The following is a 26,477-nucleotide window of genomic DNA, read 5'->3' on the forward strand; positions in this document are numbered from 1 at the left end:
TTTACTCCCGGGTTCCATGAAGGTATTTTCTGCGGCAGCTTTCACCAGATCTGCCTCGCTTTTGTAGAAAACAGGATTCCTTCGCTGCGCCCGATCAACGTACGCTCATTCTAGTATCTTTTCTGCTGATGCTCAATAAAAATCGATGGATACGACATGGAGCACTTGATCGGCACTAACGGTGAAGCGTACATTCATGCCGGCGTACTTGAGGCCATAGATACGGGATTCATCCTGCTGGTAGGCGGGGCGGGGATCCTGGGCAAGAATTAAAGTAAGCGTCGATAACACATCGGTCGGGATCTTTTCTTTCAGAATATCGGGTATTTCGACAGTAAGGCGGGGGCGGGGAAGAGCAGCCATGCCTTCTTCGGCATCCGGAATACTGTCGCTGTAGGGAATGTAGGGCTTGATGTCATAGACCGGTGTCCCGTCCACCAGATCGACGCCGCGGATCCTGATCGAATAATTGTCTTCATCGATCTCTTCGATGCGCACGGCGGAAAGGCCGAGCGGATTGGGGCGGAACGGTGACCGTGTTGCAAAGACACCCATGCGTACATTTCCGCCCAGACGCGGGGGACGTACGGTCGGTGACCAGCCGGGCTTCGACAGGGTGAAGCCCCAGATCAGCCAGAGGTGGGAATACTGGGAAAGACCATGAAAGACACCCGGCTTCTGATAGCCCGGCGTGAGGACGATCGTTCCCTTGAGGTCCTTGATGATGTCAGCCTGGCGGGGGATGCCGAACTTTTCGGGAAAATCGGTATGAACGATGGCCACCGGTTTCACCTCGAGCGATTCAAACGAAGGCGAAAGATTGGGATTACTGTCTTTGTTCATGATTTTATTGTAGAAGAATTCATACCGGACAGAAATAAAAAAAGGCTTCCCGAAGGAAGCCGGTAATTGTGAATTTATGCTTCTGTTTTCCAGAGACCGTGCAGATTGCAGTATTCGTAGACGGCGATGACCTTTTCGTTTTCGAAGAACTTGACCTGAGGCTTGTCACCCGGTTTCAGCTCTGCGACGCGGAATCCGTTTTCCGTCTCGAGTACGATCCACTGAATATAGTGCTCCGGCAGCATCGGATGTTCTACGGAGCCAACCGTTACAGTAATGGTGTTGCCTTCACGGGTTACGACCGGAACGTGCTTCTCCTGTGCAGCATCCGTGGTGTTGGGCTCAAGTACGGTCATTTCCTTTCCGCAGCACATCGTAGGGCACGGGCTGTCCTTGAGTACGACGGCAATCTTGCCGCAGGTGTCGCAGCGAACGAACTTTAATGATTTCATGATTATGTCCTCCTAACCAAACTATAGATGGTGGGAGGGATCCTGTACAGAACTTTGCCCCGGCAAATTTGAAAACAGGCAAAATAAAACTCAGCTTACGCTGAGGAATCGATGTATATACAACCAGTGAGATTAACTCACTGATACTTGTAAATGGTGGTTCCTGAGGGGCTCGAACCCTCGACCCACTGATTAAGAGTCAGTTGCTCTACCAACTGAGCTAAGGAACCATGCTCTCTTTCGAGTGCTTCAATATACTAGCGCCACCTATGCCCAAATGCAATAGAAATTTTAAAAAAATCTTGACCAAAATTTGAAAATGGACAAATAGGATGACGACACTGCCGAGCTTTGAGGACAGAAGGCAATTCACTTTCTTATTCATGTATGTCGACGGAACATTCTGCTTTGGAATCACGTTTCAGTTCTGTTTCACGCAGAATGAAAATCCGGCTCGATGACAGGTATCATAGAGGCAGGAAACCATTGTGGTCTGCTATGATTTTAGAATTAATGGAAGAATGATAGAGAGGACAGGGATATGGAAGATCTTGAACTGGAAAACGCAATACACGCAGAAGAAGTGCGGCAGAGTCATAATATCGAGCTGATTGCGTCGGAGAACTTTGTTTCGAAGGAAGTACGGGAAGCCGCCGGGTCTGTTCTGACCAATAAATATGCGGAAGGCTATCCGGGCCATCGCTATTACGGTGGCTGCGCCAATGTTGATGTCGTCGAGAATCTGGCACGTGACAGGGCCTGCCGGCTGTTTGGGGCGGATCATGCGAATGTGCAGCCTCACTCCGGATCACAGGCCAACATGGCTGCCTATTTCTCCCTTCTCAAGACGGGAGATACGATTCTCGGCATGGATCTTGCGGCAGGCGGACATCTGACGCATGGCGCCAAGGTATCATTCTCGGGCAAGTTCTTCAACAGTGTTTCCTATGGCGTTGATCGTGAGACGGAGCGGATCGATTACGATGCGGTCCGTAAGATCGCAAACGAGGTTCATCCGCAGATGATCGTCGCCGGTGCTTCGGCGTATGCGCGTGAAATCGACTTCGCCGAGTTCCGCAGGATTGCGGATGAATGCGGCGCGTACCTGATGGTGGACATGGCGCATATCGCCGGCCTTGTCGCGGCAGGATACCATATGAACCCGGTGCCTTATGCGGATATCGTGACAACGACGACGCATAAGACGCTCCGCGGTCCGCGCGGGGGCATGATCCTTTGCCGTGAGCAGTATGCAAAGGCGGTGGACCATGCTGTGTTCCCGATGCTGCAGGGTGGGCCGCTGTGCCATATCGTTGCGGCCAAGGCGGCATGTCTCTATGAGGCGCTGCAGCCGGAATTCAAGACCTATATCGGCAATGTCGTAGCCAATGCAAAGGCTCTGGGCGGGGCCCTGGAAGAAGAGGGTATGCGTCTTGTAACAGGAGGGACGGACAATCATCTGGTCCTCGTCGATGTACTCAATTCGATCGGTGTCACCGGCGTTGAGGCGGAGAAGGCACTGGATGAAGTGAACATTACGGTAAATAAGAACGCGATTCCGTTTGATACGACGAAGCCGACGGTCGATTCGGGTATTCGCCTTGGTTCGGCGGCGATGACAACCAAAGGCTACAGTGCAGATGATTTCCGCACCATCGGCCATTGGATCGGAACGGTTCTTAAGAATAAGGATAATGCTGGAGTGAAGGCAAAAGTGAAGGAACAGGTGCTGGCCATGACGGCTGCCCATCCCTTTGAATAAGCCGGAAGGAGTCAATTTATGTTCAATTTCAGAAGGAAGGCTGCGCCCAACATCAATGCGATGCTTGAAACCGTTCATCAGACACCGGGTGCTGTGCTGATTGATGTGCGGGAGGTGGATGAATATCAGGAGGGCCATATTCCCGGGGCAGTGAATATTCCTCTTTCGTCGATCGGTGCGATCGAAACAAAGGTCCCGGACCATGATGCGCCGTTGTTCGTCTATTGTCACAGCGGTGCGCGCAGCGAGAAGGCAAAGCAGTATCTGGAGCAGGCAGGGTATCGTTCGGTGGTCAATATCGGCGGTATCATGGCCTATACAGGAAATCTGGAGTGAAGTGTATGGAATTCAAGGCACATCTGATGGATGAGGCGCAGCTGCGTCGTTCCGTTGCCCGCATTTCGCATGAAATCATTGAGAAAAACAACGGCGTGGACGGACTGTGTCTTCTTGGAATCCGGCGGCGCGGCGTTCCGCTTGCCCATATGATTGCGGATAACATTCACGCCTTTGAGGGAAAGGATGTTCCGGTTGGGACGATCGATATTTCCCTTTACCGCGACGATCTTTCCGAGATGGGCGACCAGGCGAGGACCGGCAGCTGCGAAATCCCGATCGATCTGAAGGATCATACGATCATCCTGGTGGATGATGTGATCTATACGGGACGGACAGTTCGTGCCGGCATTGAGGCGGTATTTGCCCATGGGCGGCCGAAGTCGATTCAGCTGGCAGTGCTGGTGGACCGGGGACATCGGGAGCTGCCGCTGCGTCCGGACTATGTTGGCAAGAATGTTCCGACATCGCGTTCGGAACTGGTTGCCGTATGCCTGCCGGAATTCGACGGAAAAATGTGCGTGGATCTGTATTCAATGTAAAACGGGAAAGCAATGTGGTTTTCCCGTTTTTTTTTCTTTGTCCTGTGTGTTTTACAATTTCTTTACATGGATTTGATCGCGGTGCGATGACACTGATTTCACAAGGACTTTACAATGAAAGTGAAATAAGAATATGTAAAACGATGGGGAAGGTGAGAAGATGATTTACATTGTTGAAGATGATGAAGATATTCAGCAGATTGAGCTGTATACCCTGCAGAATACAGGTTTTGAGGCAAAGGGCTTTTCGGATGGGGCAGAGTTCTGGGCCGCAATGCAGGCGAATAAGCCGGATCTTGTGATTCTCGATGTGATGCTGCCGGATGAGGACGGGGTTCAGATTCTGAAGAAGCTCAAGGGAGATACTCAGACCGCCGGCATTCCGGTGATCTTTGCTTCGGCAAAGGGAACGGAGTTTGACAAGATCAAGGGACTCGATCTGGGAGCGGATGATTATCTTGTCAAGCCGTTCGGCATGATGGAAATGGTTTCACGGGTCAAGGCGGTCATGCGCCGTTCTTCGGCACCGGTTTCTCAGGCCCCGGTAAGCGGGCCGATCGAGATCCGTCTTGATCAGCACAAGGTATTCGTCTATGGCAAGGAAGTGGAACTGACGCTGAAGGAGTTTGAGCTGCTTAATCTTCTGCTGTCGCATCCGGGCATTGTCTTTACCCGGGAACAGATGCTGGAGCAGATCTGGGGCTTTCTGTATGATGGCGAAACACGGACGGTGGATGTCCATATCGGAACGCTGCGGCAGAAGCTCGGTGAAGCCGGCAAGCAGATTGAAACGGTACGCGGCGTAGGCTACCGCTATCGGAGGTGATGTTATGAAAAAACGGATCTTTCGCTCTGTATTCATTTCAATGGTTCTGGTTCTGGCGGCGTCGCTTGCGTTGATCACGGTTGTTCTGAACCAGCATTTCATTTCCCTGGAAGAGGAGAGGATGAAGACACAGGCGGATCTCGCTGCCGCCGGCATCGAGACCGAAGGAATGGATTATCTCTCGGCTCTTGACCTCTCCGACTACCGGGTTACCTGGATTGCAAGAGACGGTACGGTGCTCTACGATTCGCAAAGCGATGCGAGTCAGATGGAGAATCATGCGGACCGTGCAGAGTTTCAGGGGGCGGTAGTCAATGGCAGCGCCTATGCGACCCGCAGCTCACATACGTTAATGACGGCGACCATCTATTATGCACAGCTGCTGTCAGATGGCACGGTGGTGCGGATTGCGATTGCGCGCAGTTCCCTGCTGGCAACATTTCTGCAGCTGATCTCGGCATTCCTGTGGATTCTGATCGCGGCGGCATGCGTCAGTGCACTGGTGGCGGTGTACATGAGCCGGAAGCTTGTGAAGCCGATCAATGAAATTGATCTGGATCATCCGCTTGACATGCAGGAATATCCGGAGATGCGGCCGCTGCTGGTGCGGATTGATGATCAGAACAAGGAAATCGCTGCCCAGCTCGAGACGGTGCACCGCCAGGAGAAGGAGTTTTTGACGGTTTCACAGGCAATCCAGGAAGGCCTGGTGCTTGCGGATGCCAATGGAAAGATTCTGAGCATCAATCTTGCCGCAAAGATGCTGCTGGCTCCGGATGGTAGAAATACGGAAAATATCAGTGATCTTGCCTATCCGGATCTGATCGGAAAGCTGTTTGCAAAGGCGAAGAGCTTCAGCCATGCCGAGAATTCCGTCACGATGCCGGATGGACGAATCTTCAATATCAGCTTTGATCCGGTGACGTCGCACAAGCAGCTGACCGGTGTCAGTATTCTTAGCTATGATGCGACGGAAACCTATCAGGCGCAGCAGATGCGGCAGGAATTTACGGCCAATGTTTCGCATGAGCTCAAGACGCCGCTGCAGTCCATCATGGGATCGGCGGAGCTATTGGAAAACGGGATGGTCAAGAAACAGGATGTTCCGGTGTTCCTGAAGCGGATTCATAAGGAAGCGGCCCGGATGCTGCAGCTGATCGATGATATTCTGAGACTTTCGCAGCTCGATGAGCTGGAAGATGCGCGGGAAGAAAAGATGGATCTTGCGCAGTCGGTGAACGAGGCTCTGGAGGCGCTGTCTTCCAGCTTTGCGGAACACGGTATTCACCTGGAAAAACATATTGAGACCGCCACGATCAAGGGTTCGCCGCAGCTGGTCTATGAGATTGCCTACAACCTGATCGATAATGCGATCCGCTACAACAAACCGGATGGATCGCTGACTGTATCGGTATATCCGCACCATGCCTTTGCGGTGCTGCAGGTGGCGGATACGGGCATCGGTATTCCCGAAGCTTCGCAGGAAAGAATCTTTGAACGCTTCTATCGCGTGGATAAGTCGCGCTCCCGCAAAACGGGCGGCACCGGTCTTGGCTTAAGCATCGTGAAGCATGCCGTTGCTCTGTGCGGAGGAACGATCCGCCTTGAAAGCAAGGAAGGCGTGGGCAGTACGTTTACGGTTAACTTCCCTTTGCTTGAGGACGCGAAACAATAACAGAAACATGCCGATCAGGCACAAGAAAGGGCCGCCAGTTCAGGAGCGGCCCTTTCACGGGATTGTACTCATGCAGCCTTTGGAGAACATATTCGAAGGAGTGGTTAGACTGTCATAAGTAGTTAGCTCTAACTAACTGCTTATAGGTTACCGGACAGAGCGACGGGTGTCAAGAGAATTGTTATAATTTTTTTCGTGAATCGGATCGAATGGAACGGTTATCCACTGGAATATGAGGCGCGGAGGATGCGCAGCTTTCGTCTTACCGTGCGCAATGACGGTACCATCGTTCTGCATTATCCTCATGGCTGTTCGCGTCAGGATGCGTTCCGGTTTCTCGAAGAGAAGAAAGACTGGGTCCTGAAGCAGGAGCAGGCGGTCTCCATGCGGGGGCAGAGTGATCGGGAAGATCAAAGTTCCGATGTCATCTACTGGCTTGGGGAAGCAAAGCATGTGCGGACAGAAACATCTGTACGCAGCCATTGTCGGCTGGAGGGGGATACGATTGTCTTTGCGCTGCGGGATCCTGAAGATACGGCAACCGGGGAAGCTGCGTTCCGCCGTCTTGCGGCGAGAAAGCTGATGGAACTGCTGAATGAGGAACGGCCCGTCTGGGACCGGGAAATCTGTGCAGCAAACGGTTTTCCCTATCCTGAGATTCGTCTACGCTGGATGCGTTCCGAGTGGGGCAGCTGTACCTACGGGCGGGGAAGGATTACGATGAATCTGCGGCTGATCCATTATCCGCAGATTTGTCTGCATTATGTTCTGCTGCATGAATATACGCATTTTCTGGTTCATGGCCACGGTCCGGCCTTCTGGCGGGAAGTGGCTGGGCGAATGGCCGATTACAGGGATGCTGAAATGATACTGAAGGAAGGGGTTCAAGATGGAAAATATCTTTGATTTTGGATCGACGGTATTTGATGATGGATTCATTCTGTTTCTGGTGAGAGCCGGTCTGATTCTTCTGTTCTGCAAGATTCTTACCAAAATCATTCATCGCAGCCTCAACCGGACGGCGGAAACACTGACTGCTGAAAAGGTGAATGCAACATCGATGGGCTATCTGGAACAGATCCTGAAGTTCATCCTCTATGTGGTTGCGCTGGTTACGATTCTCAATTCCGTGAAGCCTCTGAAGGGGGCAGGTACGGCGCTGCTTGGCGCGACCGGCGTCATTACGGTATTTGTAGGTCTTGCGGCCCAGGAGACGTTCGGCAACTTCATTGCCGGCCTGACGCTGGCAATCATTCAGCCGATCCATGTGGGTGATGTCATCTACATTCCGGAGAAAAACGTGACCGGTGTCGTGAAGCAGATCACCTTCCGGCATACGGTGCTGACGTCGTGGGACAACCATGCGGAGCTTCTGATTCCAAACAATATGATGAACACTGTGATCGTTCAGAACTATGCGGGGGACGGTTCCTATTACAATACGATGCTCAAGGTCGGGGTGGCATATGATACGGACATCGATCTGGCGCGCCGCATCATTCAGGAGCGTGCCGCTTCCGTTAAGGGTGTTGTTGACCCGCGCAGCGAAAAGGAGAAGGAGGCAGGTGTTCCGATGATTCCGGTACGTCTGACGGATTTCGGGGACAGTGCGCTGATGCTGTCGTTCCGGGTGAGCAGCGAGAATCTTGCAGAGTCGTATGATGTGTGCTCCAGAGTTCGTGAAGAGGTACTGAAGGGATTCCGTGAGAATAACATTTCGATTCCGTATACGACAATTACGATCGATCATTGAAACTGATTACAGAAAGATGTGAAAATAAAAACCTGATTGTTGATTTCTTCGGCTCGTTTATTGAAATGAGACCTTTGGGACGTTAGAATAGGGGTGCAAAGTTTCGATACAGGATTTCTCATTAGAAAGCGAGCACGGTCATGAACAGAATGGGTGGAGTATCCGTTGTTTTCATTGTCATTTCTGAAGTGAATGGCGTGCGTGAGTGTGGGTTTTAAGGTGGACATTATGTGTTCGCCTTTTTTTGAAAATTTGATCTGTTCAATAATGGGAGGTAATCAGATATGGATCAGGTGAATCAGGAATTCTTTGATGCAGCAGCACGCGGTGACTTTGCCAAGGTCTGCGCCATGGTATCCAAGGGTGCCAATGTCAACGTTACCAACGGTGACGGGCGTACGGCACTGATGCGCAGCGCCAAGCGGGGCTATGCGGACATTGTCCGTTATCTGCTCGATAATGGTGCAGATGCACGGGCACGTGACAAGAACAACAAGACAGCTTTGATGGGTGCAGCCAAGAAGGGGCATCTGGATATTGTCAAGATGCTGGTTCATGCAGGTTCAAACATCAACGCTCATGATAATAAGGGACGTACGTCGCTGATGCGCGCAGCATTGCTTGGCGAGACGGATGTAGTGAAGTATCTCATTGAAAAGGGTGCGGATGTCAATGCCCGTGATGAAGAGGGACGTACGGCGTTGATGGAAGCAGTCAATGCCTACAAGGTGGATTCGATTGAGGCGCTGCTGGATGCCGGCGCTGATGTCAATGCGGAGGATCAGCGCGGATGCACGGCTCTGATGCGGGCGGCATATATCGGCTATCCGGAACTCGTGAAGTATCTGCTTTCCAAGGGCGCAGACAAGAACCATACGGACTATGAAGGAAATCTTCCGATTCACTATGTCCGCAAGGAATGCTTTGAGGATCTGAAGACCCTGCTCGCCTGATCACATAATTGAGAAAAAAGAAAAAGGAAAGGAAAACGTGCTTTCAGCAGGCACGAAACACATGGAATGAAAGACTATCTTGCGAATGAAGTACGGAACGTAACCGTTCTGGGCAATAACGGGGCAGGAAAAACGAGTGTCATTGAAGCCTGCCTGTATCATGCCGGTCAGCTGGACCGCTTTGGAAAAGCGGGCGACGGTACGACGGCGCTGAACTTTGATCCGGAGGAGGGCAAGCGCGGCATGAGCTGCTATACCCACCTTGCGCCGGTCGAGTGGAAGAACCATAAGGTCAACTTCATCGATACGCCGGGTTATGTTGACTACGAAGGCGAGGAAACGACGGGCCTGATCGTTGGTGATAATGCGCTGATCGTGGTTTCGGCTAAGGATGGCGTTGAAGCGGGTACGGAACGTGCCTGGAAGACGGCCGTTGTGCAGCGGAAAATGCCGACGATCTTCTTTATCAACAAACTGGATGATGAGAATGCGGATTTCTCGAAGACGGTGGATGAGCTGCGTGAGAAATTCGGCAAGTCGGTATTCCTTTTTGAGCTTCCGATCATTGATGGACGTAAGGTGATCGGATCTGTAAACATTCTGCGCAAGCGGGCATGGTACTACGATAAGCCGGGTGAGCCGCAGCCGGTTCCGGAAGTGATTCAGCCGAAGGTGGATGAATACTACAGTGAGCTGGCAGAAGCGATCGCCATGACGGACGACGATCTGATGGAGAAGTTCTTCTCCGGTGAAGAGTTTGATGAACATGAGATTGCGAAGGGTCTGCGTCTTGGTGTTCGCTCCGGTGAGATTCGTCCGGTATACTGCGGCAGTGCTGCGCTGCAGACAGGCATTGAGCGTCTGCTGGATCTGATTACGGAATACTTCCCGTCCTATGCGGAGAAGGGCCATGTGGATGCGCTGAATGCCAAGGGTCAGGTGATCCAGATGGAGACCAACGAGGAAGAGTCGCTTTCGGCATTTGTCTTCAAGACGATCATCGATCCGTATGTCGGTAAGATTTCCTATCTGAAGGTAATGAGCGGCGTCCTGAATTCGGATTCCCAGGTTTACAATGCTCAGAAGCAGGTGAACGAAAAGGTCGGTCAGGTATATGTCATCAATGGCAAGTATCAGATCGGCGTCGGCAAGCTGTTTACGGGTGATATCGGTGCCGTCGTCAAGCTGGCGGTGACGCAGACGAATGATACGCTGTGCACGCTGAGCAAGGTGGTGCACTATCCGGAAATAAACTTCCCGCGTCCGATGCTTGGCTATGCCATCTGGCCGAAGACAAAGGCAGATGAGGACAAGATGTCGGTCGGTATCCGCAACATGATGGAGGAGGATCGTACGATCCGCTTCGAGCGCAATGCGGAGACCGGGGAACAGGTTCTCTATGGACTTGGTGATCAGCACATCGATCTGATCCTTTCCAAGCTCAAGAGCAAGTACAAGGTGGAAGTCAACACGACTGTTCCGACGGTGCAGTATCGTGAAACCATCAAGGGCAAGGCGGAGGCACAGGGCCGCTACAAGAAGCAGAACGGCGGTGCCGGTCAGTATGGCGATGTTTGGGTACGCTTTGAGCCGTGCGACAGTGAGGATATGGTGTTTGCTGAAGAGGTGTTCGGCGGCGCGGTTCCGAAGCAGTTCTTCCCGCCGACGGAGCAGGGTCTGCGCGACTGCATGAAACACGGTCCGCTGGCCGGCTTCAAGGTCGTCGGTGTTAAGGCGACGCTGTACGATGGCTCCTATCATCCGGTCGATTCGAAGGAAGTTGCCTTCAAGGAAGCGGCATGGCTTGCCTACAATGCCGCGATGCCGAAGGCGAATCCGGTTCTGCTGGAGCCGATCGGCAAGGCTGTCATCACCGTTCCGGAAGCCTATACGGGAACGATCATGGGCGATTTGACGAAGCGCCGCGGCATGATTCTGGACATGACCACCAACGAGTATGGTGATCAGGTGATCACTGCTGAAGTCCCGATGGCCGAGATGCTGACATATGCGATCGACCTTCGTGCAATGAGCCAGGGCCGCGGAAGCTATATCATGGATTTTGACCGCTACCAGCAGGCGCCGAAGGATGTCGAAGCCAAAGTCGTAGCACAGGCAAAGGCAAAGAAAGAAGCGGAACAAAAGTAAAGAACGGAAGTTCGGAAGTATTCAGAACAAAGAAAACCGGAGTGTTTGTACATGATCCGTACAAACGCTCCGGCTTTTTAAGAATCCACCCGAGAATTCTCCCTTACTTGTATGGGAGATGAATCGGGCATATTTTATACTATGTGTAATTGGAAATAATGGCTCTATATACAGATATAAATTCATATATGTGATATACTATATGTATGAGCGATAACTACATTCATGCAAGGACGTGTGTATACAACGTCCATTACCATATTGTTTGGTGTGTCAAATACCGTCGTAAAGTACTGACTCCGGAAATTGAGACCTCTTTGCAAGAACTGCTGAAGGCTGTCGGCGAAGAAAACGGCTTTTCTGTCGATCAGTGCGAAGTTGGTGAAGCGGATCAGGTACATTGTTTTGTGTCTGCACCGCCGAAGCTCTCGATTACGTTTATTGTCAAGCACCTGAAAGGTGTTTCCGGGCTTCGGCTGTTCCGTGAATATCCGGAGTTAAGACAGTCTTTATGGCACGGGCAGTTGTGGAACGGGTCTTATTTTGTTGAAACCATCGGTTCTACAAGCGAAGAAAACGTACGCCGTTACATTGATCGGCAGAAAAATGTTCAGAGGTAACTGCCATGCCGCTCAGAAGGACAAAGCATACATCGAAAACAAAGGACCGCATTGCTTATAAGTTCCGTCTTGGGGCTCTTTCGCCTGCGCAGGAAGGATACTTTGCAAAGACATTCGGTGCAGTTCGCTGGCTTTATAATCGCATGCTGGCTGACAAAATCAATGCCTGGCAGAACTTTGGCGAGAATCTTCAGCTCACGCCGGCATGGTATAAAAAATTGTCCTGCTGTCCATGGCTCAAAGACGTAGACAGTCTTGCCCTTGCAAATGTGCAGCTCAATCTGGATCAGGCGTTTCGTCGCTTCTTCAATAAAGAAGGCGGATATCCGAAATTCAAGAAGAAGGCGGATCATCGTGATTCGTATACAACGAATCATGTGACTGCGCATTGGAAAGATGGAAAGTTATATTTGCCTCTTCCGAAGATGAAAGAAGAAGTGTGCGTCATTAACCATCGCTCCATTAAGAAAGGCGGCGTGCTGAAGAGTGCAACGATTTCACGTGATCCTAGTGGGAAATACTATGTTTCCCTGCTCTATGAGTATGCAAAAGAACCTGTCGCGCATGACATTGATCCTGACAATGCAATCGGACTGGATATGTCAATGCATGGACTGTATGTTGACTCAGAACAGCGTCATGTCGATGCGCCGGAATGGTATAGCAAAGCAGAAGCACGGTTAGCCAGAGAGCAGCGAAAGCTTTCGCACATGAAAAAAGGATCTTCCAATTATCAGAAGCAGCGGCTGAAGGTCGCAAAGCTGTATTCGAAAACCAAGAATCAGCGGACCGACTTTCTGCATAAGCTGTCAAATGATCTGACGAATGCGTATGACATCATCGGAATTGAGGATCTGAATATGCGTGCGATGGCACAGTCGCTGAACTATGGCAAATCGGTTGGTGACAAGGGATGGGGAGCTTTTGCAGTGATGCTCGCATACAAAGCGGAGCGGAAAGGCAAAAAGCTGATCCGCATTGACAAATGGTTCCCCAGCTCTCAGATGTGTCATGAATGCGGAAGCCTCAATAAGAAGACAAAGGACACTTCCATTCGTGACTGGACATGCCCCGTCTGCGGGCATCATCATGATCGTGATGAAAACGCAGCACGGAATATCAAAACTGAAGCAGTGCGAATCTACTGCACATGCTAAACAAGGCATTACAGAACCTCCGGGCCGGAGGGGTTAGCTCGAAATCACTATGCAGGCAAAAGTGCAAGGCTGCATAGAACAACTCCAGCGTGATGGAACGGCATATCCTTCATGGATCTGCAGCGCATCCCTGACAGTCTGGCAACACGAGAAAAGAGAGGAGCGGATGCTCCGAAGCTCGGTTACTTGTAGCCGAGTAGGTCACATCCGAATCGTTACAGGTTGTCTTTCCGATCGCTAATTCCGGCAGTTTCTCTGATACAGGCTTCCAGGTTTTCAGGCATGGAGCGGATTCCGCGCACTGAAGTGATACCGAATGTGCGAAGCAGAGGCCGTGGAAAGAGATCGGAAGAGAACCGGTCGAGAATGGTCATTTCCATTTTTTCGTTCCCATCATTCATTACGGAATGCGCTTTTTCTACACGGCAGCGATAGGTGATCGCACCGACCGGCATGCCAACGTAGATGTAGATGAGATCTCCATCCCGTACAGAAGAGAAGCAGTGCCAGCTGACGTGGATCCTGTTTTTCCAGTGTTCGTCAAGACTGTACATCGTCGGATTGGAGGGAATGATCCAGGAAACAGGCTGATTGAAAGGCCGTACTTTGCCGTGCTGTGACGTCAAAGTACGAGACAGGGCGGCGAGATCGAGGATCACGCCGTCGGCGAGCGTATCATCGAGGACGATCGAGATCCAGTGTTTCCTGTTCATGTGATAGCAGGGGTAGAAGCCGTTTGTTTTAAGGAGGACCGGGATGTCTTCTTCGTTGACTTTGAGGTTGAGGATATCGGCTGTATCTGTTTTTTCCCCGCTTCTTTCTGCTGCGTTGTTCTTTTCCGGGTTCATCCGGTCTTTATCTATCCGCAGGAATACGGCATACCACTTCTGATTTGCGGGATTGCGAAAGACAAGACCCTCATCTTTTTTGAAGGGGCAGGTGAGCGTGTCACCATAGGTTTCCTGAATCTTTTCGGCAATCCGGTTGGCCTGATCACTTACGAAGGGGACGTTCCTGAAACAGGCATCACGGATGGAATACAGAAGGGAAAGGTAGGCTTCCTTTACAGATGCCGCAAAGGCACCGGAACTTTGTTCAAGCCGCAGAGGTGCGTATTCATCCCCTGTTTGAGGATCGACGACATGTCCGTCCACCCTCTTTTCTTTCCCGACTGTAATAGTCGCAAGAAAGACGCCGTCAAGCAAAGGAGCCTGATAGATCAGCGTTCCATTCTCGGCGCGGAATCCGAAGTCTCTAAGACGCTCGGGGATCGGGCGGTATTTTTGGAAGACAGCTTCTTCGATCGTCATAGTCTGGAACCTGTCATTTCTCCCGCCGGCGGCTTTTCATTTCGTACATTTTCTGATCAGCGTCTTGAAAGACATCTTCCACGGTCTGCTTACTTCCGGCTGTATAGACGGTGGTGCCCCAGGAAAGGGAGACATTGCGCAGCTTTGACAGCTGCTCGATTTTTTCTGCGATGGCCGGCATCAGTTTCACTGCTTTTTTTCCAATGAGGACGAAGACAAATTCGTCGCCTTCGATATGTCCTTTTTCATCATTGATCATTTTCAGGTGGTTGAGATCGATGGATACGACGAAAACCTTTTTCAGGGTTTCTTCCTTCATCTGGGCGACAAGAGAGTCGTGCGATGTGCGCCAGGAGGTGCGGTTGCCAAGCCCCGTCAGAGGATCTGTATAGGCCTGGTGGCGGTAGATCTCGGCCTTCATGGATGTAGTGAGACGCCACTTGATCTCATTGACATACTGAATCGTCAGAAGGATCATCAGGAAGATGTATCCGGTGCGGGAGAATGCGGCAGTGTCCTGGAAGCGGATGCCCATAATGTTGTGGCGGAAGTAATCGACGAAGCCGGTACCCATGAAGGTCGCCAGGCCGACGATCATTCAGATGTAGCGCTCCAGAAACTTGGGCTCGGAAGGAAGATCCTTTACAGATACATAGATGAAGTGCACAAAGGATGCGATCAGAATGCTCATGATCAGCGGGCCGCAGTCATGCACGTCATATCCAAACACATTCCAGAGCAGCTGGCTGACGATCGGGATGGTGGTGTAGATCACCGCCAACGGTTCATTGCGTCCATGCGTCTGTACGGCAAGCTGATCCAGCTGCGCCGGCGTTCCATCCTTGAACGTCCAGTCCGAGGAACAGTCGATCAGCTGATCCTGCGTGGAAAAATGAAAGACCTGGGAAAGAAAGGCATTCTTTCGGGTAAAGCCGGCATTTTCCGCAGCCATTACAACAAGAAAAACAGTTGTAAGAATACAGAGGTAAATGGCAGGGGATCGCAATGTGTGGAGCGGTTTCTTCATGGACATATCTCTGCGATTGGTATTATCCTACTTGTCTTATTCTATAGCAGAAATTCCATCCAAATTTTAACCGGTACAATTGATTCCGGGAGGCAATTCTGGAAGAAGAAAAGCGTTTATAATGATAGAAGAAAGCGGAATTTATGGCGTTTACTCTTCCATTTTCAAGAATTCATAAATACAGCGGAAGTGCAGTTGACCTGGTCATAGAACAGGCAATTCCTTTTTTTGGGAACAGTGACGATGTGCGCTCACTGAATTTTGATATCTACCTGCACGATACGGGGATCCGCGCGGGGCTGTGCGATCTTCGCCTTGGGATGAATGAGGAGCTGTATTATGCGGGCAATATCGGCTACCGCATCTTTCCGGGGGAGCGGGGACACGGCTATGCCTATGAGGCGTGCCGGATTCTGTTTGATATTGCCCGTTCACGGGGAATGACGGAGCTGATCATTACCTGTTCGCCAGACAATATTCCTTCGCGCCGTACGCTTGAAAAACTGGGCGGGACCCTGCTGGAAACGGCCAATGTGCCGGAAGACCACTGGCTGTATCAGCGCGGGGAAAAGGTAAAGAACATCTATCGCTATGACCTTCTGGCGCCGGATTCTCCTTCGGCGGAAGCTTTCTGAGGGTACAGTTTTGAAAAATCGTCGAAATGGGGCAGGCGCATGTCTGCAGGTATTTTCAGAATGCCTATAATGGGAATATGCTGCGGAAGGCGCTGAAAATTCTGACGAGCCGGCTGGTTCTGGTCGTTGCACTGATTGCGATCCAGGTTGCTTTCATTGTTTCCTGGTTTTACAGCAGAGTTTCCCAGACGCTGATGCCGTTTATCAATGCGGCGGCCATTGTTCTGATGGTTTATATCATCAATTCCAAGGAGGATCCTGCCTATAAGCTCGGCTGGTGCATTGTGATCCTGGCATTTCCGGTCTTCGGAATTGTGATGTATGTGCTTTGCTTCGGACGCAAGATGCCGGCGAAGCTTGCCCATGGAACAACCGATGCCAACAGCCGGATGGCCAATCTTCTGAGCCAGGATCCTGCGGTGATGGAACGGCTGGCGAAGGAGGATCCGGACGGAGTTCCCATGTTCCGCAATGGACTTAGGATGTCGCGGTTTCCGGTATATCAGAATACCTGTGCGCAGTACTTCGGGTCGGGTGAAGAGTGGTTTCCGGTGTTTCTTGCGAAGCTGAAAGGGGCGAAGCGTTTTATTTTTCTTGAGTACTTCATCATCAATCCCGGCACGATGTGGGATGAAGTTCTTGGCGTACTGAAGCAGAAGGTTGCTGAGGGCGTGCAGGTGAAGCTGATCTATGATGATCTGGGATGTCTAGATTCGGGCCGTAACTTTGCCAGGAAGATGAATGAACTTGGCATTGAGACGTACTGCTTCAATCGGCTGCGGCCGGCCCTTGCCATTCAGATGAACAACCGTGATCACCGCAAGATCTGTGTCATCGATAATACGGTCGGATTTACGGGCGGCGTCAACATTTCGGATGAATATGCCAACCGGATCGTGCGCTTCGGCTACTGGCGGGATTCGGCAATCATGATCGAAGGGGAGGCTGTGTGGTCGCTCACCGTCATGTTCCTGGGAATGTATACCTATCTCAAGAAGGATGATGAGGGCATTGATTATTCAAGATACAAGCTGCCGTATGTGATGCCTGAACAGCCCTCCGGTTATTTTCAGCCGTTTTCAGATACGCCGACGGATGCGGCCAATGCCGGTCTTTCAGTGCATATGAATCTCGTGCTTCAGGCGCGGAAATATGTTTATATTGATACGCCGTATCTGATCCTTGCAGAGCCGATGAAGAATGCGCTGTGTCTGGCGGGGGATAACGGAATCGATGTCCGAATCCTTACGCCGCACATTCCGGACAAGAAGATCGCCTTCACCATGACCCGCAGCAACTATCAGGTTCTTTTGGAACACGGAGTGAAGATCTATGAGTATACGCCGGGCTTCAACCATACCAAGAACATTGTGTCGGATGATCTGCGCGGTACGGTCGGTACGGTAAATACGGACTATCGAAGCTATTATCTGCACTTTGAGAACGGTGTTCTCTTTGAAGACAGTGCGACGGCTGTTGTGCTGCGGGATGCCTTCTTAAAGGGGCTGGAACAGGCGCAGGAAGTGACGCTGGAAGATACGAGGCACATCAATATCTTTGTGCGCATCTTTTCGGCGGTTGCCAATCTGTTTGCGCCGCTATTCTGATGATGAACAGGAATTCAAGAAAGAAAACGAAACCTTCAACGGTTTCGAAACTGCGGAACAAAGGAAAGCACAGGCACAGAAAAGGACCGGTCAGTCTGCTTACGGTGCTGTTGGCGATGATTGCGCTGGTGCTGGCACTTTTTATTATTGCCCTTGCGGAACATGACTGGAATGTGCAGGATGTATTTACGTTTCCGACACCGTCGCCGACTCCTTCCGAGCCCGGCGTGACGGTGAACAGGGAGTTTGATGAGGCCGGCGGCATTGCGGTGGTACAGAACTATATTCCTTACGATTCCCCGCGTCGTCCGGGTGAAATCCGCGAGATCAAGTATGTGACAATCCATGAGACGGACAATCGCAGTGCGGATGCGGACGCTGCGCAGCATGCCCTGTTTCTGACGTCGAATACGACGGATATTACGGCCTGGCACTATACGGTGGACGATCATTCGATCTATCACCATATTCCGGATAATGAGATTGCCTGGAATGCAGGAGATTCCCGGACGGAAGACGGTGGCAATATGAACGGCATCGGCATCGAGATGTGCGTCAACTACGGCAGCGACTTCGAGCAGACGATGAAAAACACCGCCTGGCTGGCGGCGAAGCTGCTGGTGACCTATGATCTGACGCCGGATGATGTGCGGCTTCATGCGGACTTCATGGACAAGGAGTGTCCGCACCGGCTGATCAGTGAGGGCAGGGTGCCGGAGTTTTATCAGATGATCCGGGATTGCTATCACATCCTGAAGGAACAGTCGGGATCCTGATCATTCGTAGTAGGTATAGGTGCTGCTTGAAAGAGAGTAGAGCAGCTCATAGTCTTCGATGAAGTAATGGCGCTTTTCCCTGCGGAGGGCGCCTTTTTCTACGAAATCATTCATGATCCGGATGAGCTGGCGGGTGCTGATGCACAGCTCGGCGGCACATTCTTTCAAGGTGATGGTAAGGCGGCCGTCTCGGCAGTTTTCCAGAAGAAAGGCTGCGGTCCGCTTACTGCTGGAAACGGAGGCGGACAGAGCTTTGTCATTCTGCAGAACCAGGCGATAGGACAGCAGGCTGCAGAGATACTGCAGAAATACTACGTCATTGAGAAGCTGGCTTCGATGTTCCGGCAGGGAAATAGCAAGCACCAGTCCGTCACTGACGGCACGCACGTCATTGGCGGGATTCTTTTTCCAGAGGGAGCTGACTTCTCCAAGGACCGAAAACGAACGTACGGCACCGAGATAGATCGTTCGCCCGGTCTCGGAAGTGGTACAGAAGCACAGTTCGCCGCGCACGAGGAAATAGAGATAGGCAGACGCGGTTCCGGACCGGATCAGAATATCGCCGCAAGAAAAGGACCATAGCTCCGTAATCGGCAGCGGATCGAAGCCGAAGCAGCTGCGGTAGGGGACGGAATCAATGGCCTTTTCAAGTTCTTCTCTGCGTTTGATCTGTTTCATATCCTGTATTTTAGACCGGGAAAGTGACACGTGTCACTTCGTTGGAAAATCCTTTCCATGTATTTTATGTTCGTACCTTATGATTGCCGTATGAAGGAGGATCCGTTTGTTCAAACGGACGATGAGGAAATGAAAACTCTTGGGAAATCGCTTCTGGCATTCAGCATGATTCTTCTTGCGGCATGTGGATCTTCTTCGGGTTCAGCCGCCGCAGCATCTGCGTCTTCTGAAGCTTCCGCTTCTGCACTGACACCTTTGACGGTGCAGTTCGTTCCGACGAACAATGATGGATCCATGGAGGCGAAGGCAAAGCCGTTTGCGGATTATCTGAGCGAGAAACTGGGTCGGGAAGTCACGGTTACGCTGGCAACGGATTATTCGACGATTGTCGAGGCAATGGAATCGGGCAAGGTCGATATCGGCATCATGCCGCCGGCAGCGTATGTACAGGCGAAAAACGCCGGTGCCGCCAAGGCTCTGCTTTCTTCGACACTGGTCGACTACGATCAGACGACGGAACTGCCGATTGAAGGTTCAACTATCGGTACCTTCAAGGGTGAAGTGATCTGCCGCGCGGACAGTGACATGACGCAGCTTTCGGATCTTAAGGGCAGGAAAATTGCGACGCTGAGCCCAAATTCAGCTTCCGGCTATATCTATCCGGTTGCGGAGATGAAGGATATCGGCATTGATCCGACAACGGACTGCACGTTGGTTACGGTCAACGATATTCCTTCGGAAATTACGGCGGTTCTCAATGGACAGGTTGATGCGGCATTTGTCTTTGAGGGGGCGCGCTATGTCTTCAACAGCAAGTTTGAGGATAATGATCTGCTTACGGATCTCAAGGTTCTGTATCTGACAAAGGGCGATATTCCCAATGATGCGATTGCTGTTCTGCCGACGATGGATGAAGCGACCCAGCAGCAGGTCAAGGAAGTCTTCCTGAACATGCCGAATGATGAGGAAGGCAAGGATGCGATGACCCTGTGGGGACATACGGGATATGTTGAGGCAGATGAGTCTGCCTATGACACGATGCAGTCCTACATCGACAAGGCTTCGGAATAACGGTCATGATCGAGTTCCGGGATGTAACGAAAGTATACGGGAACGGGACCGTCGGCCTGGACCATGTCAATCTGACCATCGGTGACGGTGAGTTTGTGGCTGTGATCGGCCTGAGCGGAGCGGGGAAAAGTACCCTGCTCCGTTCTGTTAACCGTCTGATTGATGTGACGACGGGTGAGATCATCGTTGACGATGTTTCGATCACAAAGGCGGACCGGCGGCAGCTGCGGCAGATGCGTACGCGGATCGGCATGATCTCACAGACGTTCAATCTCGTGAAGCGGAATACGGTGCAGCGCAATGTGCTTTCGGGAAAGCTTGGCAGCTACAGTACGCTGAAAAGCGTGTTCGGTCTGTTTTCACAGGAGGACTATGATCTGTGCTCTGAGATGCTGGCGAAGGTTGGTCTGGAAAATAAGCTGCATTCGCGCTGCGATGAACTTTCAGGCGGTCAGCAGCAGCGTGTTTCCATTGCCCGTACACTGTTTCAGGAGGCGGACATCATTCTTGCGGATGAGCCGGTGGCTTCACTGGATCCGGTAACGTCGCAGGCGATTATGGGCGATCTGAAGCGGATCAATACCGAGATGCACAAGACGGTTCTGATCAATATTCATTCCGTTCCGCTGGCGAAGCAGTATGCGTCGAGAATCATCGGCATGCGTGCAGGAAAGATCGTGTTTGACGGCGGCGCGAAAGATCTTACGGAAGAGCAGCTGCAGATGATCTATCAGGGGGAGGCGAAATGATTCTTTCCCGTCAGCGTTCCTTTATAGCGCAGTCGATTCATTACCAGTGGTACAAGCACTTCTTTACGATTGTGCTCATTGTGCTGGTGCTGTATACCTCGATGCATGTTTCTGAGACAAACTTCACTGAGCTGCTGGCGAATACGGATCAGATGGAGGCGTTTCTGCAGAAACTGATTCATCCGGATTTCAGCTATGTGCCGAGCCTGATTGATCCGCTGATCCGTACGTTTCAGATGTCGGTGCTGGCGACGACGGTCGGTGTTCTGCTTGCGATTCCGCTGGCATTTCTCGCGACGACGGTGGCGACGCAGAATGGTATCGTGTCCGGGATTGTGCGCTTTCTTCTGAATGTGATCCGTACGATTCCCAATACGCTGCTTGCGGCAATTCTGGTTTCGATGATCGGTATCGGGGAAGGTACCGGTACGCTGACGCTGACCATCTTTACGGCAGGCATGGTGTCACAGCTTCTGTACGAGTCGATCGAAACGATTGACCGGCAGCCTTTGGAAGCGGCCGAGTCGGTCGGTGCCAATAAGCTGAAGACAGCTGTGTGGGCGATCTGGCCGCAGATCATCCGACCGGTGCTGAGCTACAGCTTCTATGCGCTGGAAGTAAACATCCGTTCTTCGACGGTGCTTGGCTATGTGGGAGCCGGCGGTATCGGCATCATTCTGAATTCGTCGCTGGCTTTGTTCAAATATGATCGGGTTTCGATCATTCTGATCGCGATCTTTCTGATGGTTGTTCTGGTGGACGCTCTGAGTGAATATTTCCGGAGGAAGCTGGCATGAGGAAGACATTTGAGCGTCATCCGGGAATTCCGGTATTCTGTGCGATCGTTCTATTAATCGTAGTGTCACGGTGGGGCCTGGATTTTTCGGCTTTCCATACGTTTACCATGTCGATGATGAAAGAGACGGTTTCGGGTCTTCTGCATCCGGACTGGTCGTATTTCTATGACGGCAGTTCGGAAGACGTCTTCTCCATGATGCTGATGACGATTGCGATCGCGTTGAGCGGTACGGCGATCGGTACGGTGATTGCGTTTCCGCTGAGTCTGCTTTCGGCCGCGAATCTTTGGCCGAAGCATTCGCCTGTTCCGCGGATCGGGAAGGTGATTCTTGATATTCTGCGCAGCTTTCCGGAGCTTGTGTATGCGATCATCTTCGTCAAGATGGTTGGCCCAGGGCCGTTTGCGGGTGTGATGGCAATCGGTGTGCATCAGATCGGCATGCTCGGCAAGCTGTTTGCGGAAGAAATGGAGCGTCTTGATACGGCGCCGGTGGAGGCGATGAAGTCGGTCGGTGCCAATGCGGTTGAGACATTCTTCTATGCGCGTCTTCCGCAGTTGAGTCCGATCTATGTATCATTGATCCTGAACCACTTTGAAATCGGTGTTCGCAGTGCTTCGACGCTGGGTCTTGTCGGCGCCGGCGGCATCGGTGCGCCGCTGATCTTTGCGATCCAGGCACGCAGCTGGGACAAGGTCGGCATCATTCTGCTTGCTGTAATAGTTACGGTATACCTGTTGGATATTTTTACCGGCTGGGTTAGAAAGCAACTTAGATGAAAAAATCGGTCCGTGTTCTGCATTTGTCAGATCTGCATTACTGCAGCTGCTTTGATCGTGGCGGTGCCTATGCAGAGATGCTCGCAAGAGTCAGTGATCCGCTGGCAAAGGCATGCGGTATCATCCGGAAGGAACAGGCCGATGTCATTGTGATTAGCGGGGATCTTACGGATGGCGGCAGTGCGGAAGACTATGCGCATGTGAAACGGGTTCTTTCGGATGCGGCCGGTGATGCGGTAATTCTACCGGTGCTGGGCAATCATGATCGTATTGACAGCTTCCGGAAGGGATGGCTGAGGGAGGCGCAAACGGATGCGCCCTGGCATTGGCGGAAGGAGATCGGGGGCTTTACCTTCATCGGCATCGATAATTCGGTGTTCGGGGTGGAAGATGGATACATCTCTGATCGGGAGATCCTGTGGCTGCAGGATGCTCTGGATGATGCACGGGATGTTATTCTGTGCATGCACCATCCGCTGCGGGGGAAACCCGGCATTCCGCCTCTTGCAAATAAGGAAAAGCTGCTGGAGGTGCTTGGTCCGTACCGCTTTGGGGTCCGGATGGTACTGTGCGGTCATACGCACTGGAGCGATTCCTGTATGGTGGAAGGTGTTGCGTGTTCTACGGCGCCTTCGCTGTCGTTTCGCGGTGTGGATGAGGGGAGTCGTATTCTGTTTTACGACACATGCGGATTCCGTGAGTATCTGCTGGAAGATCATTCGGTTTCCATGTTGAAAGATGTGTCTGAGGGCGGAGCGCTGATCGGTGCGGTGGATTTGGGTCAGCTTCAAAACGAACTGGGGAAGGAAACTGCGTGAAGGGGTTCCTTCCCTTTTTATAGTGACAAAATTGCGACGTTGTGTGGGTTTGGTCGGGAAAGCGTTGCCGGCGGTTTGACGGTGGCTTAAGATAATGCTTGTGAGAAGGAGCGGTCTTTGATGGAGAAGTACGGATTGGTTCTGGAAGGCGGCGGGATGCGCGGCGCCTATACGGCAGGTGCGCTGGCATGGCTGAACGATCAGCATCTGACATTTGATTACGGTGTCGGTGTTTCTTCCGGTGCAGCGTATTTGGCCTGTTATTGGGAGGGCGATAAGCATACGCCTTACAATATGTCGGTCAATTATGCGGCGGATCCGAACAATGTTGGTCTCAAGGCATTCAAGCACTGCGGCTATTATGTGGATTACCAGCAGATCTTTGATAAGGATATTCTTGGCAAAGAACATATGACGATCCGTCCGCTGGTGGAGATGAAGGCGCCGATCGAAATTGGGTGCTATGACATGGAACTGGGCGATACGGTGTTCTTCAACTGGCAGGACCTGGATGATAATCTGACGGTGCTGCGGGCATCGGCGGCGCTGCCGGTCGCTTCGGCCATGGTGAATTACAAGGGACGTGACTATATGGATGGCGGTATCTGTCGTCTCATTCCGATTGAGCGTTCGATTCAGCAGGGTGTTACGAAGCATCTGGTGATTACGACAAAGCCTGCGAGCTATCACCGCAAGCCTGCGAACAAAATCGTCATTCAGCTGATGAAGATGTGCTACAAGAAGTATCCGAAGATCGTGGATAACTATAAGATCCGTCATATTCGCTACTATGAGCAGGTCGGCATCATCGATGAACTGTGCAAGGAAGGCAAGGCCATCAACATTCTTCCTTCAAAGTCGGTCAAGATGGGCCGTTTCAAGGGCTCTGCAGAAAACTGCGATGTCCTTTACAAGCTTGGCTATCAGGATATGGAGGACCGCAAGGAAGAAATCTACCATTTCCTTGGCAGGGAAGTACCGAAGGATGATGACAAACAGTGAGATGCCAGCGATGGTGTCTCTTTTTTTGATTTTCGTTTCGGAACATCTCTCTTTTTTGTCTATGAAAAGGCAGGAGGGAGAATTTATGGAACTCGAAGAAATACTTTCACGCATCGAAGAAAGGGCAGGAAAGTTCGGTGGATCATCGTCTGATGTACATGCCTACTTTGATGCCCGCCGTCGGGTGTATGCAGAACTTGCGCCGCATCTGAAGGATGCCGGTCTCATTTCGGAAGCCAACTGGCTTACGCGGCGAACACTTGGCTCTTCGCAGGAACTTGGCATTCACGTCAGGGCAGGCGACATCTGCTATGTAGATTTCGGAGCGTCTGCCTATCTCTTTGAGTGCGGATTTCAGCACTTCGCGCTGATCGTAAAACTGGTTCAATATAAGGCACTCGTCATTCCAATGACCAGCAATCCGGTCCAGTATGCGCAGGCCTATGACCCTGTCGCTAACCCACATGGCCGCCGTCATCTTTGTTCCATTGGGCAGCCGGAAGGAATGCTCAAGCCATCGGTGCTTTTTCTCAACGATCTTCGCTTCATCAATACGGCGCGAATCATCGAAGTACGCTCACATCTTGACGGTGATGAATTGCAGCGGGTAAGAAAACGGCTGCAGGAGCTGCTGGATTTTTCCAGCAGCCTTGAGGCAGTCAAAGGATGAATGATAAGGGACGGAATATAATTGAATATGGGAAAAATTACATGTAAAGGAGATGTACAGGCATGCTGCTGTATTCAACGATCATTGATATTAAACCGGCCCTGACCGCGGAACAATTCATTCAGCTGGTCATTGAATGGAATCAGACAAGTACCCATAGGGACAATGTGATTCCGAACCTTGTCTGGAATGGTGAACACAATATCCGCTATGGTAATGACAGCCTTTCGCTGGATATTGAGGAGTACCCTGGTCACAATATCATCGCTGTACGCTATGAGAAGAAGGCAGAGGATGGTGCTGTATGGGATACGGACTATGTCATGAATCTTTCTGAAAGTAAGATGGCGATTCGGCTTGATCGAAGCTATTCCCCGGATGCGATGATGGTGAGTATGAAGTTTTCAACGCCGCATTTCATCACTCTGCTGATTGAAAAGGGATATGTCGCGGATGATGGCGATCTTCCCGTTCTGCGCAGGCCGGTTCTGATGGGCCATGAAAATGCTTCTCTGCTGTCCGATGCGATCAGCGGACGAAAGAAATATCGTTTTCCTCTCATCTACATATCGAAGACAAAGAAGAATCGTGATCCGCTGGACTGTGACTTTTTGTGCAGCCGGCTGAAGGGAGTGTCACACATTCTTGTCGAAAGGAGTAAAGACGGATGCTCGGATCTTTGCGATGACAGGATCGAACATCTTGGTGAAGTCGGTATCTATTTTCCCAACGGCAGACATCTCAAATACAAATACAGAGATTACAAAGGCTATGGCGAAGCTCTGTTGACCAGGGTTGTAAATGTGGTTCTGCGCTATATGAACGTTCAGCAGGTTCCGCTTCTCTATACGTGGGCAGGGGTAAATAATCAATTGCTCAAAGAACGCTGGGAAAGCGATCGTAAGGAAAAGCTGCAGGCAGAAGCCAATGTTAGGAAAAAGGAAGATGAACTGACCAGGTTTATTGAAACATTCGACAAAGATAATAAAGATCTGAGGCAGCGGAACGATGAGCTGACCAGAGAGAACAATTCACTTTCTCAGGAAGTTCAGCAGCTGCAGCTGAAGCTGAGCGAAGCAGAGGATGTACCGCTGCTGTTTGAAGGTGACGAGGATGATTTCTATCCGGGTGAGATCCGCGAGATGGTGCTGGATGCGGTTGCAGAAAAGCTGAAAAGCACCAAAGAAGGCTCACGCAGATACGATGTGTACAGCGATATTCTCGCGAAGAATCATTACCGGAAGCTGACCAGGCAGCGGATCGAAGAAATCAAGAATCTTCTCAACGACTACCGGACAATGACTGCGCCATTGCGCAATGCATTGGCTGATCTTGGCTTCAAGATCACGGAAGTTGGTAAGCATTATCGAATGACTTATTATGGCGATGAACGGTATATGACGACCCTGTCCAAGACGGGCTCTGATTTCCGCGAAGGAAAGAATCAGGCGGCCAATATTGCCAGGAATATGTTTTAGAAAGAAAGGTGCT

Annotated in this window: 28 protein-coding genes and 1 tRNA gene; 22 read left to right on the top strand and 7 right to left on the bottom strand. The window is 51.3% G+C overall.

Features of this window, described 5'->3' with window-relative positions; all coding sequences use genetic code 11:
* Positions 1–132 precede the first annotated feature (132 nt).
* The 3 genes from tsaA to C1714_RS06875 form a co-directional block, all read right to left on the bottom strand.
* Positions 133–843 carry a tRNA (N6-threonylcarbamoyladenosine(37)-N6)-methyltransferase TrmO gene (gene tsaA, locus C1714_RS06865; RefSeq protein WP_102342487.1) on the bottom strand — a complete coding sequence of 237 codons (711 nt, stop codon included), beginning with the start codon at positions 841–843 and terminating at the stop codon, positions 133–135.
* Between the two features lie 74 nt (positions 844–917).
* Positions 918–1,295, bottom strand: coding sequence for a desulfoferrodoxin family protein (locus tag C1714_RS06870; protein WP_102342488.1), 378 nt, complete (start codon positions 1,293–1,295; stop codon positions 918–920).
* 154 nt (positions 1,296–1,449) lie between these two features.
* Positions 1,450–1,525, bottom strand: a tRNA-Lys gene (locus C1714_RS06875).
* Between the two features lie 311 nt (positions 1,526–1,836).
* On the opposite strand from C1714_RS06875, the gene C1714_RS06880 reads away from it, so the two are divergent.
* From C1714_RS06880 to C1714_RS06930, 11 genes are all read left to right on the top strand, one after another.
* A complete protein-coding gene (locus C1714_RS06880) occupies positions 1,837–3,057 on the top strand; it encodes a serine hydroxymethyltransferase (protein WP_102342489.1) in 1,221 nt (406 codons plus the stop codon).
* 18 nt (positions 3,058–3,075) lie between these two features.
* The gene (locus C1714_RS06885) at positions 3,076–3,393 is read left to right on the top strand and encodes a rhodanese-like domain-containing protein (protein ID WP_102342490.1); all 318 of its coding nucleotides are present in this window, start codon (positions 3,076–3,078) and stop codon (positions 3,391–3,393) included.
* Positions 3,394–3,398: 5 nt separating this feature from the next.
* The gene (gene pyrR / locus C1714_RS06890) at positions 3,399–3,935 is read left to right on the top strand and encodes a bifunctional pyr operon transcriptional regulator/uracil phosphoribosyltransferase PyrR (protein ID WP_102342491.1); all 537 of its coding nucleotides are present in this window, start codon (positions 3,399–3,401) and stop codon (positions 3,933–3,935) included.
* Between the two features lie 160 nt (positions 3,936–4,095).
* The gene (locus C1714_RS06895; RefSeq protein ID WP_102342492.1) at positions 4,096–4,761 is read left to right on the top strand and encodes a response regulator transcription factor; all 666 of its coding nucleotides are present in this window, start codon (positions 4,096–4,098) and stop codon (positions 4,759–4,761) included.
* 4 nt (positions 4,762–4,765) lie between these two features.
* A complete protein-coding gene (locus C1714_RS06900) occupies positions 4,766–6,436 on the top strand; it encodes an ATP-binding protein (protein WP_102342493.1) in 1,671 nt (556 codons plus the stop codon).
* 195 nt (positions 6,437–6,631) lie between these two features.
* Positions 6,632–7,342, top strand: a complete 711-nt coding sequence (locus tag C1714_RS06905) for a M48 family metallopeptidase (RefSeq protein ID WP_135567912.1) — start codon at positions 6,632–6,634, stop codon at positions 7,340–7,342.
* Positions 7,326–8,189: a mechanosensitive ion channel family protein gene (locus C1714_RS06910; protein ID WP_102342495.1), complete on the top strand. Its 864-nt coding sequence runs from the start codon at positions 7,326–7,328 to the stop codon at positions 8,187–8,189. The genes C1714_RS06905 and C1714_RS06910 overlap by 17 nt, the downstream gene beginning before the upstream one ends.
* A 284-nt stretch (positions 8,190–8,473) precedes the next feature.
* Complete coding sequence (locus C1714_RS06915) at positions 8,474–9,142, top strand: ankyrin repeat domain-containing protein (RefSeq protein ID WP_102342496.1); 669 nt, start codon at positions 8,474–8,476, stop codon at positions 9,140–9,142.
* 66 nt (positions 9,143–9,208) lie between these two features.
* Complete coding sequence (locus tag C1714_RS06920; protein ID WP_102342497.1) at positions 9,209–11,290, top strand: elongation factor G; 2,082 nt, start codon at positions 9,209–9,211, stop codon at positions 11,288–11,290.
* Between the two features lie 206 nt (positions 11,291–11,496).
* Positions 11,497–11,910 (top strand): IS200/IS605 family transposase, encoded by a 414-nt coding sequence (gene tnpA, locus C1714_RS06925; protein ID WP_102342498.1) that lies wholly within the window; start codon positions 11,497–11,499, stop codon positions 11,908–11,910.
* Positions 11,911–11,915: 5 nt separating this feature from the next.
* Positions 11,916–13,067 carry an RNA-guided endonuclease TnpB family protein gene (locus tag C1714_RS06930; protein WP_102342499.1) on the top strand — a complete coding sequence of 384 codons (1,152 nt, stop codon included), beginning with the start codon at positions 11,916–11,918 and terminating at the stop codon, positions 13,065–13,067.
* Between the two features lie 215 nt (positions 13,068–13,282).
* Here C1714_RS06930 and C1714_RS06935 read toward each other — a convergent pair whose 3' ends face one another.
* From C1714_RS06935 to C1714_RS06945, 3 genes are read right to left on the bottom strand one after another with little or no spacing between them, the layout of a single operon-like run.
* Complete coding sequence (locus tag C1714_RS06935; protein WP_102342500.1) at positions 13,283–14,377, bottom strand: MmcQ/YjbR family DNA-binding protein; 1,095 nt, start codon at positions 14,375–14,377, stop codon at positions 13,283–13,285.
* Between the two features lie 13 nt (positions 14,378–14,390).
* A complete protein-coding gene (locus C1714_RS06940; protein ID WP_102342501.1) occupies positions 14,391–14,975 on the bottom strand; it encodes a GGDEF domain-containing protein in 585 nt (194 codons plus the stop codon).
* The gene (locus C1714_RS06945; RefSeq protein ID WP_102342502.1) at positions 14,976–15,404 is read right to left on the bottom strand and encodes a hypothetical protein; all 429 of its coding nucleotides are present in this window, start codon (positions 15,402–15,404) and stop codon (positions 14,976–14,978) included.
* Between the two features lie 143 nt (positions 15,405–15,547).
* Between C1714_RS06945 and C1714_RS06950 the strand changes: the two genes are divergently transcribed.
* The 3 genes from C1714_RS06950 to C1714_RS06960 all read left to right on the top strand — a co-directional run bounded on the left by C1714_RS06950 (position 15,548) and on the right by C1714_RS06960 (position 18,422).
* The gene (locus C1714_RS06950) at positions 15,548–16,039 is read left to right on the top strand and encodes a GNAT family N-acetyltransferase (protein ID WP_102342503.1); all 492 of its coding nucleotides are present in this window, start codon (positions 15,548–15,550) and stop codon (positions 16,037–16,039) included.
* A gap of 77 nt (positions 16,040–16,116) precedes the next feature.
* Positions 16,117–17,646 carry a cardiolipin synthase gene (gene cls / locus C1714_RS06955; protein WP_245305070.1) on the top strand — a complete coding sequence of 510 codons (1,530 nt, stop codon included), beginning with the start codon at positions 16,117–16,119 and terminating at the stop codon, positions 17,644–17,646.
* 2 nt (positions 17,647–17,648) lie between these two features.
* Positions 17,649–18,422: a peptidoglycan recognition protein family protein gene (locus C1714_RS06960; protein WP_167849963.1), complete on the top strand. Its 774-nt coding sequence runs from the start codon at positions 17,649–17,651 to the stop codon at positions 18,420–18,422.
* Here C1714_RS06960 and C1714_RS06965 read toward each other — a convergent pair whose 3' ends face one another.
* Complete coding sequence (locus tag C1714_RS06965; RefSeq protein WP_102342505.1) at positions 18,423–19,100, bottom strand: cyclic nucleotide-binding domain-containing protein; 678 nt, start codon at positions 19,098–19,100, stop codon at positions 18,423–18,425. It lies immediately after the preceding gene.
* Positions 19,101–19,190: 90 nt separating this feature from the next.
* On the opposite strand from C1714_RS06965, the gene C1714_RS06970 reads away from it, so the two are divergent.
* The 8 genes from C1714_RS06970 to C1714_RS07005 all read left to right on the top strand — a co-directional run bounded on the left by C1714_RS06970 (position 19,191) and on the right by C1714_RS07005 (position 26,464).
* Positions 19,191–20,171, top strand: coding sequence for a phosphate/phosphite/phosphonate ABC transporter substrate-binding protein (locus tag C1714_RS06970; protein ID WP_245305071.1), 981 nt, complete (start codon positions 19,191–19,193; stop codon positions 20,169–20,171).
* Positions 20,172–20,176: 5 nt separating this feature from the next.
* A complete protein-coding gene (gene phnC, locus C1714_RS06975; RefSeq protein ID WP_102342506.1) occupies positions 20,177–20,920 on the top strand; it encodes a phosphonate ABC transporter ATP-binding protein in 744 nt (247 codons plus the stop codon).
* Entirely contained in the window at positions 20,917–21,717 is an 801-nt protein-coding gene (phnE, locus tag C1714_RS06980; RefSeq protein ID WP_102342507.1) for a phosphonate ABC transporter, permease protein PhnE, read from the top strand. The genes phnC and phnE (C1714_RS06980) overlap by 4 nt, the downstream gene beginning before the upstream one ends.
* The gene (gene phnE / locus C1714_RS06985) at positions 21,714–22,496 is read left to right on the top strand and encodes a phosphonate ABC transporter, permease protein PhnE (RefSeq protein WP_102342508.1); all 783 of its coding nucleotides are present in this window, start codon (positions 21,714–21,716) and stop codon (positions 22,494–22,496) included. The genes phnE (C1714_RS06980) and phnE (C1714_RS06985) overlap by 4 nt, the downstream gene beginning before the upstream one ends.
* Positions 22,493–23,314 (top strand): metallophosphoesterase family protein, encoded by an 822-nt coding sequence (locus C1714_RS06990; RefSeq protein WP_102342509.1) that lies wholly within the window; start codon positions 22,493–22,495, stop codon positions 23,312–23,314. Before phnE (C1714_RS06985) ends, C1714_RS06990 begins: the two co-directional genes overlap by 4 nt.
* 120 nt (positions 23,315–23,434) lie before the next feature.
* Positions 23,435–24,316, top strand: a complete 882-nt coding sequence (locus tag C1714_RS06995) for a patatin-like phospholipase family protein (protein WP_102342510.1) — start codon at positions 23,435–23,437, stop codon at positions 24,314–24,316.
* An 85-nt stretch (positions 24,317–24,401) separates the two neighbouring features.
* Positions 24,402–24,986 carry a type II toxin-antitoxin system PemK/MazF family toxin gene (locus C1714_RS07000; protein ID WP_102342511.1) on the top strand — a complete coding sequence of 195 codons (585 nt, stop codon included), beginning with the start codon at positions 24,402–24,404 and terminating at the stop codon, positions 24,984–24,986.
* A 62-nt stretch (positions 24,987–25,048) separates the two neighbouring features.
* The gene (locus tag C1714_RS07005; protein WP_102342512.1) at positions 25,049–26,464 is read left to right on the top strand and encodes a coiled-coil domain-containing protein; all 1,416 of its coding nucleotides are present in this window, start codon (positions 25,049–25,051) and stop codon (positions 26,462–26,464) included.
* Positions 26,465–26,477 lie beyond the last annotated feature (13 nt).

It is taken from the genome of Galactobacillus timonensis (assembly GCF_900240265.1).
Lineage (GTDB): Bacteria > Bacillota_I > Bacilli_A > Erysipelotrichales > Erysipelotrichaceae > Bulleidia > Bulleidia timonensis.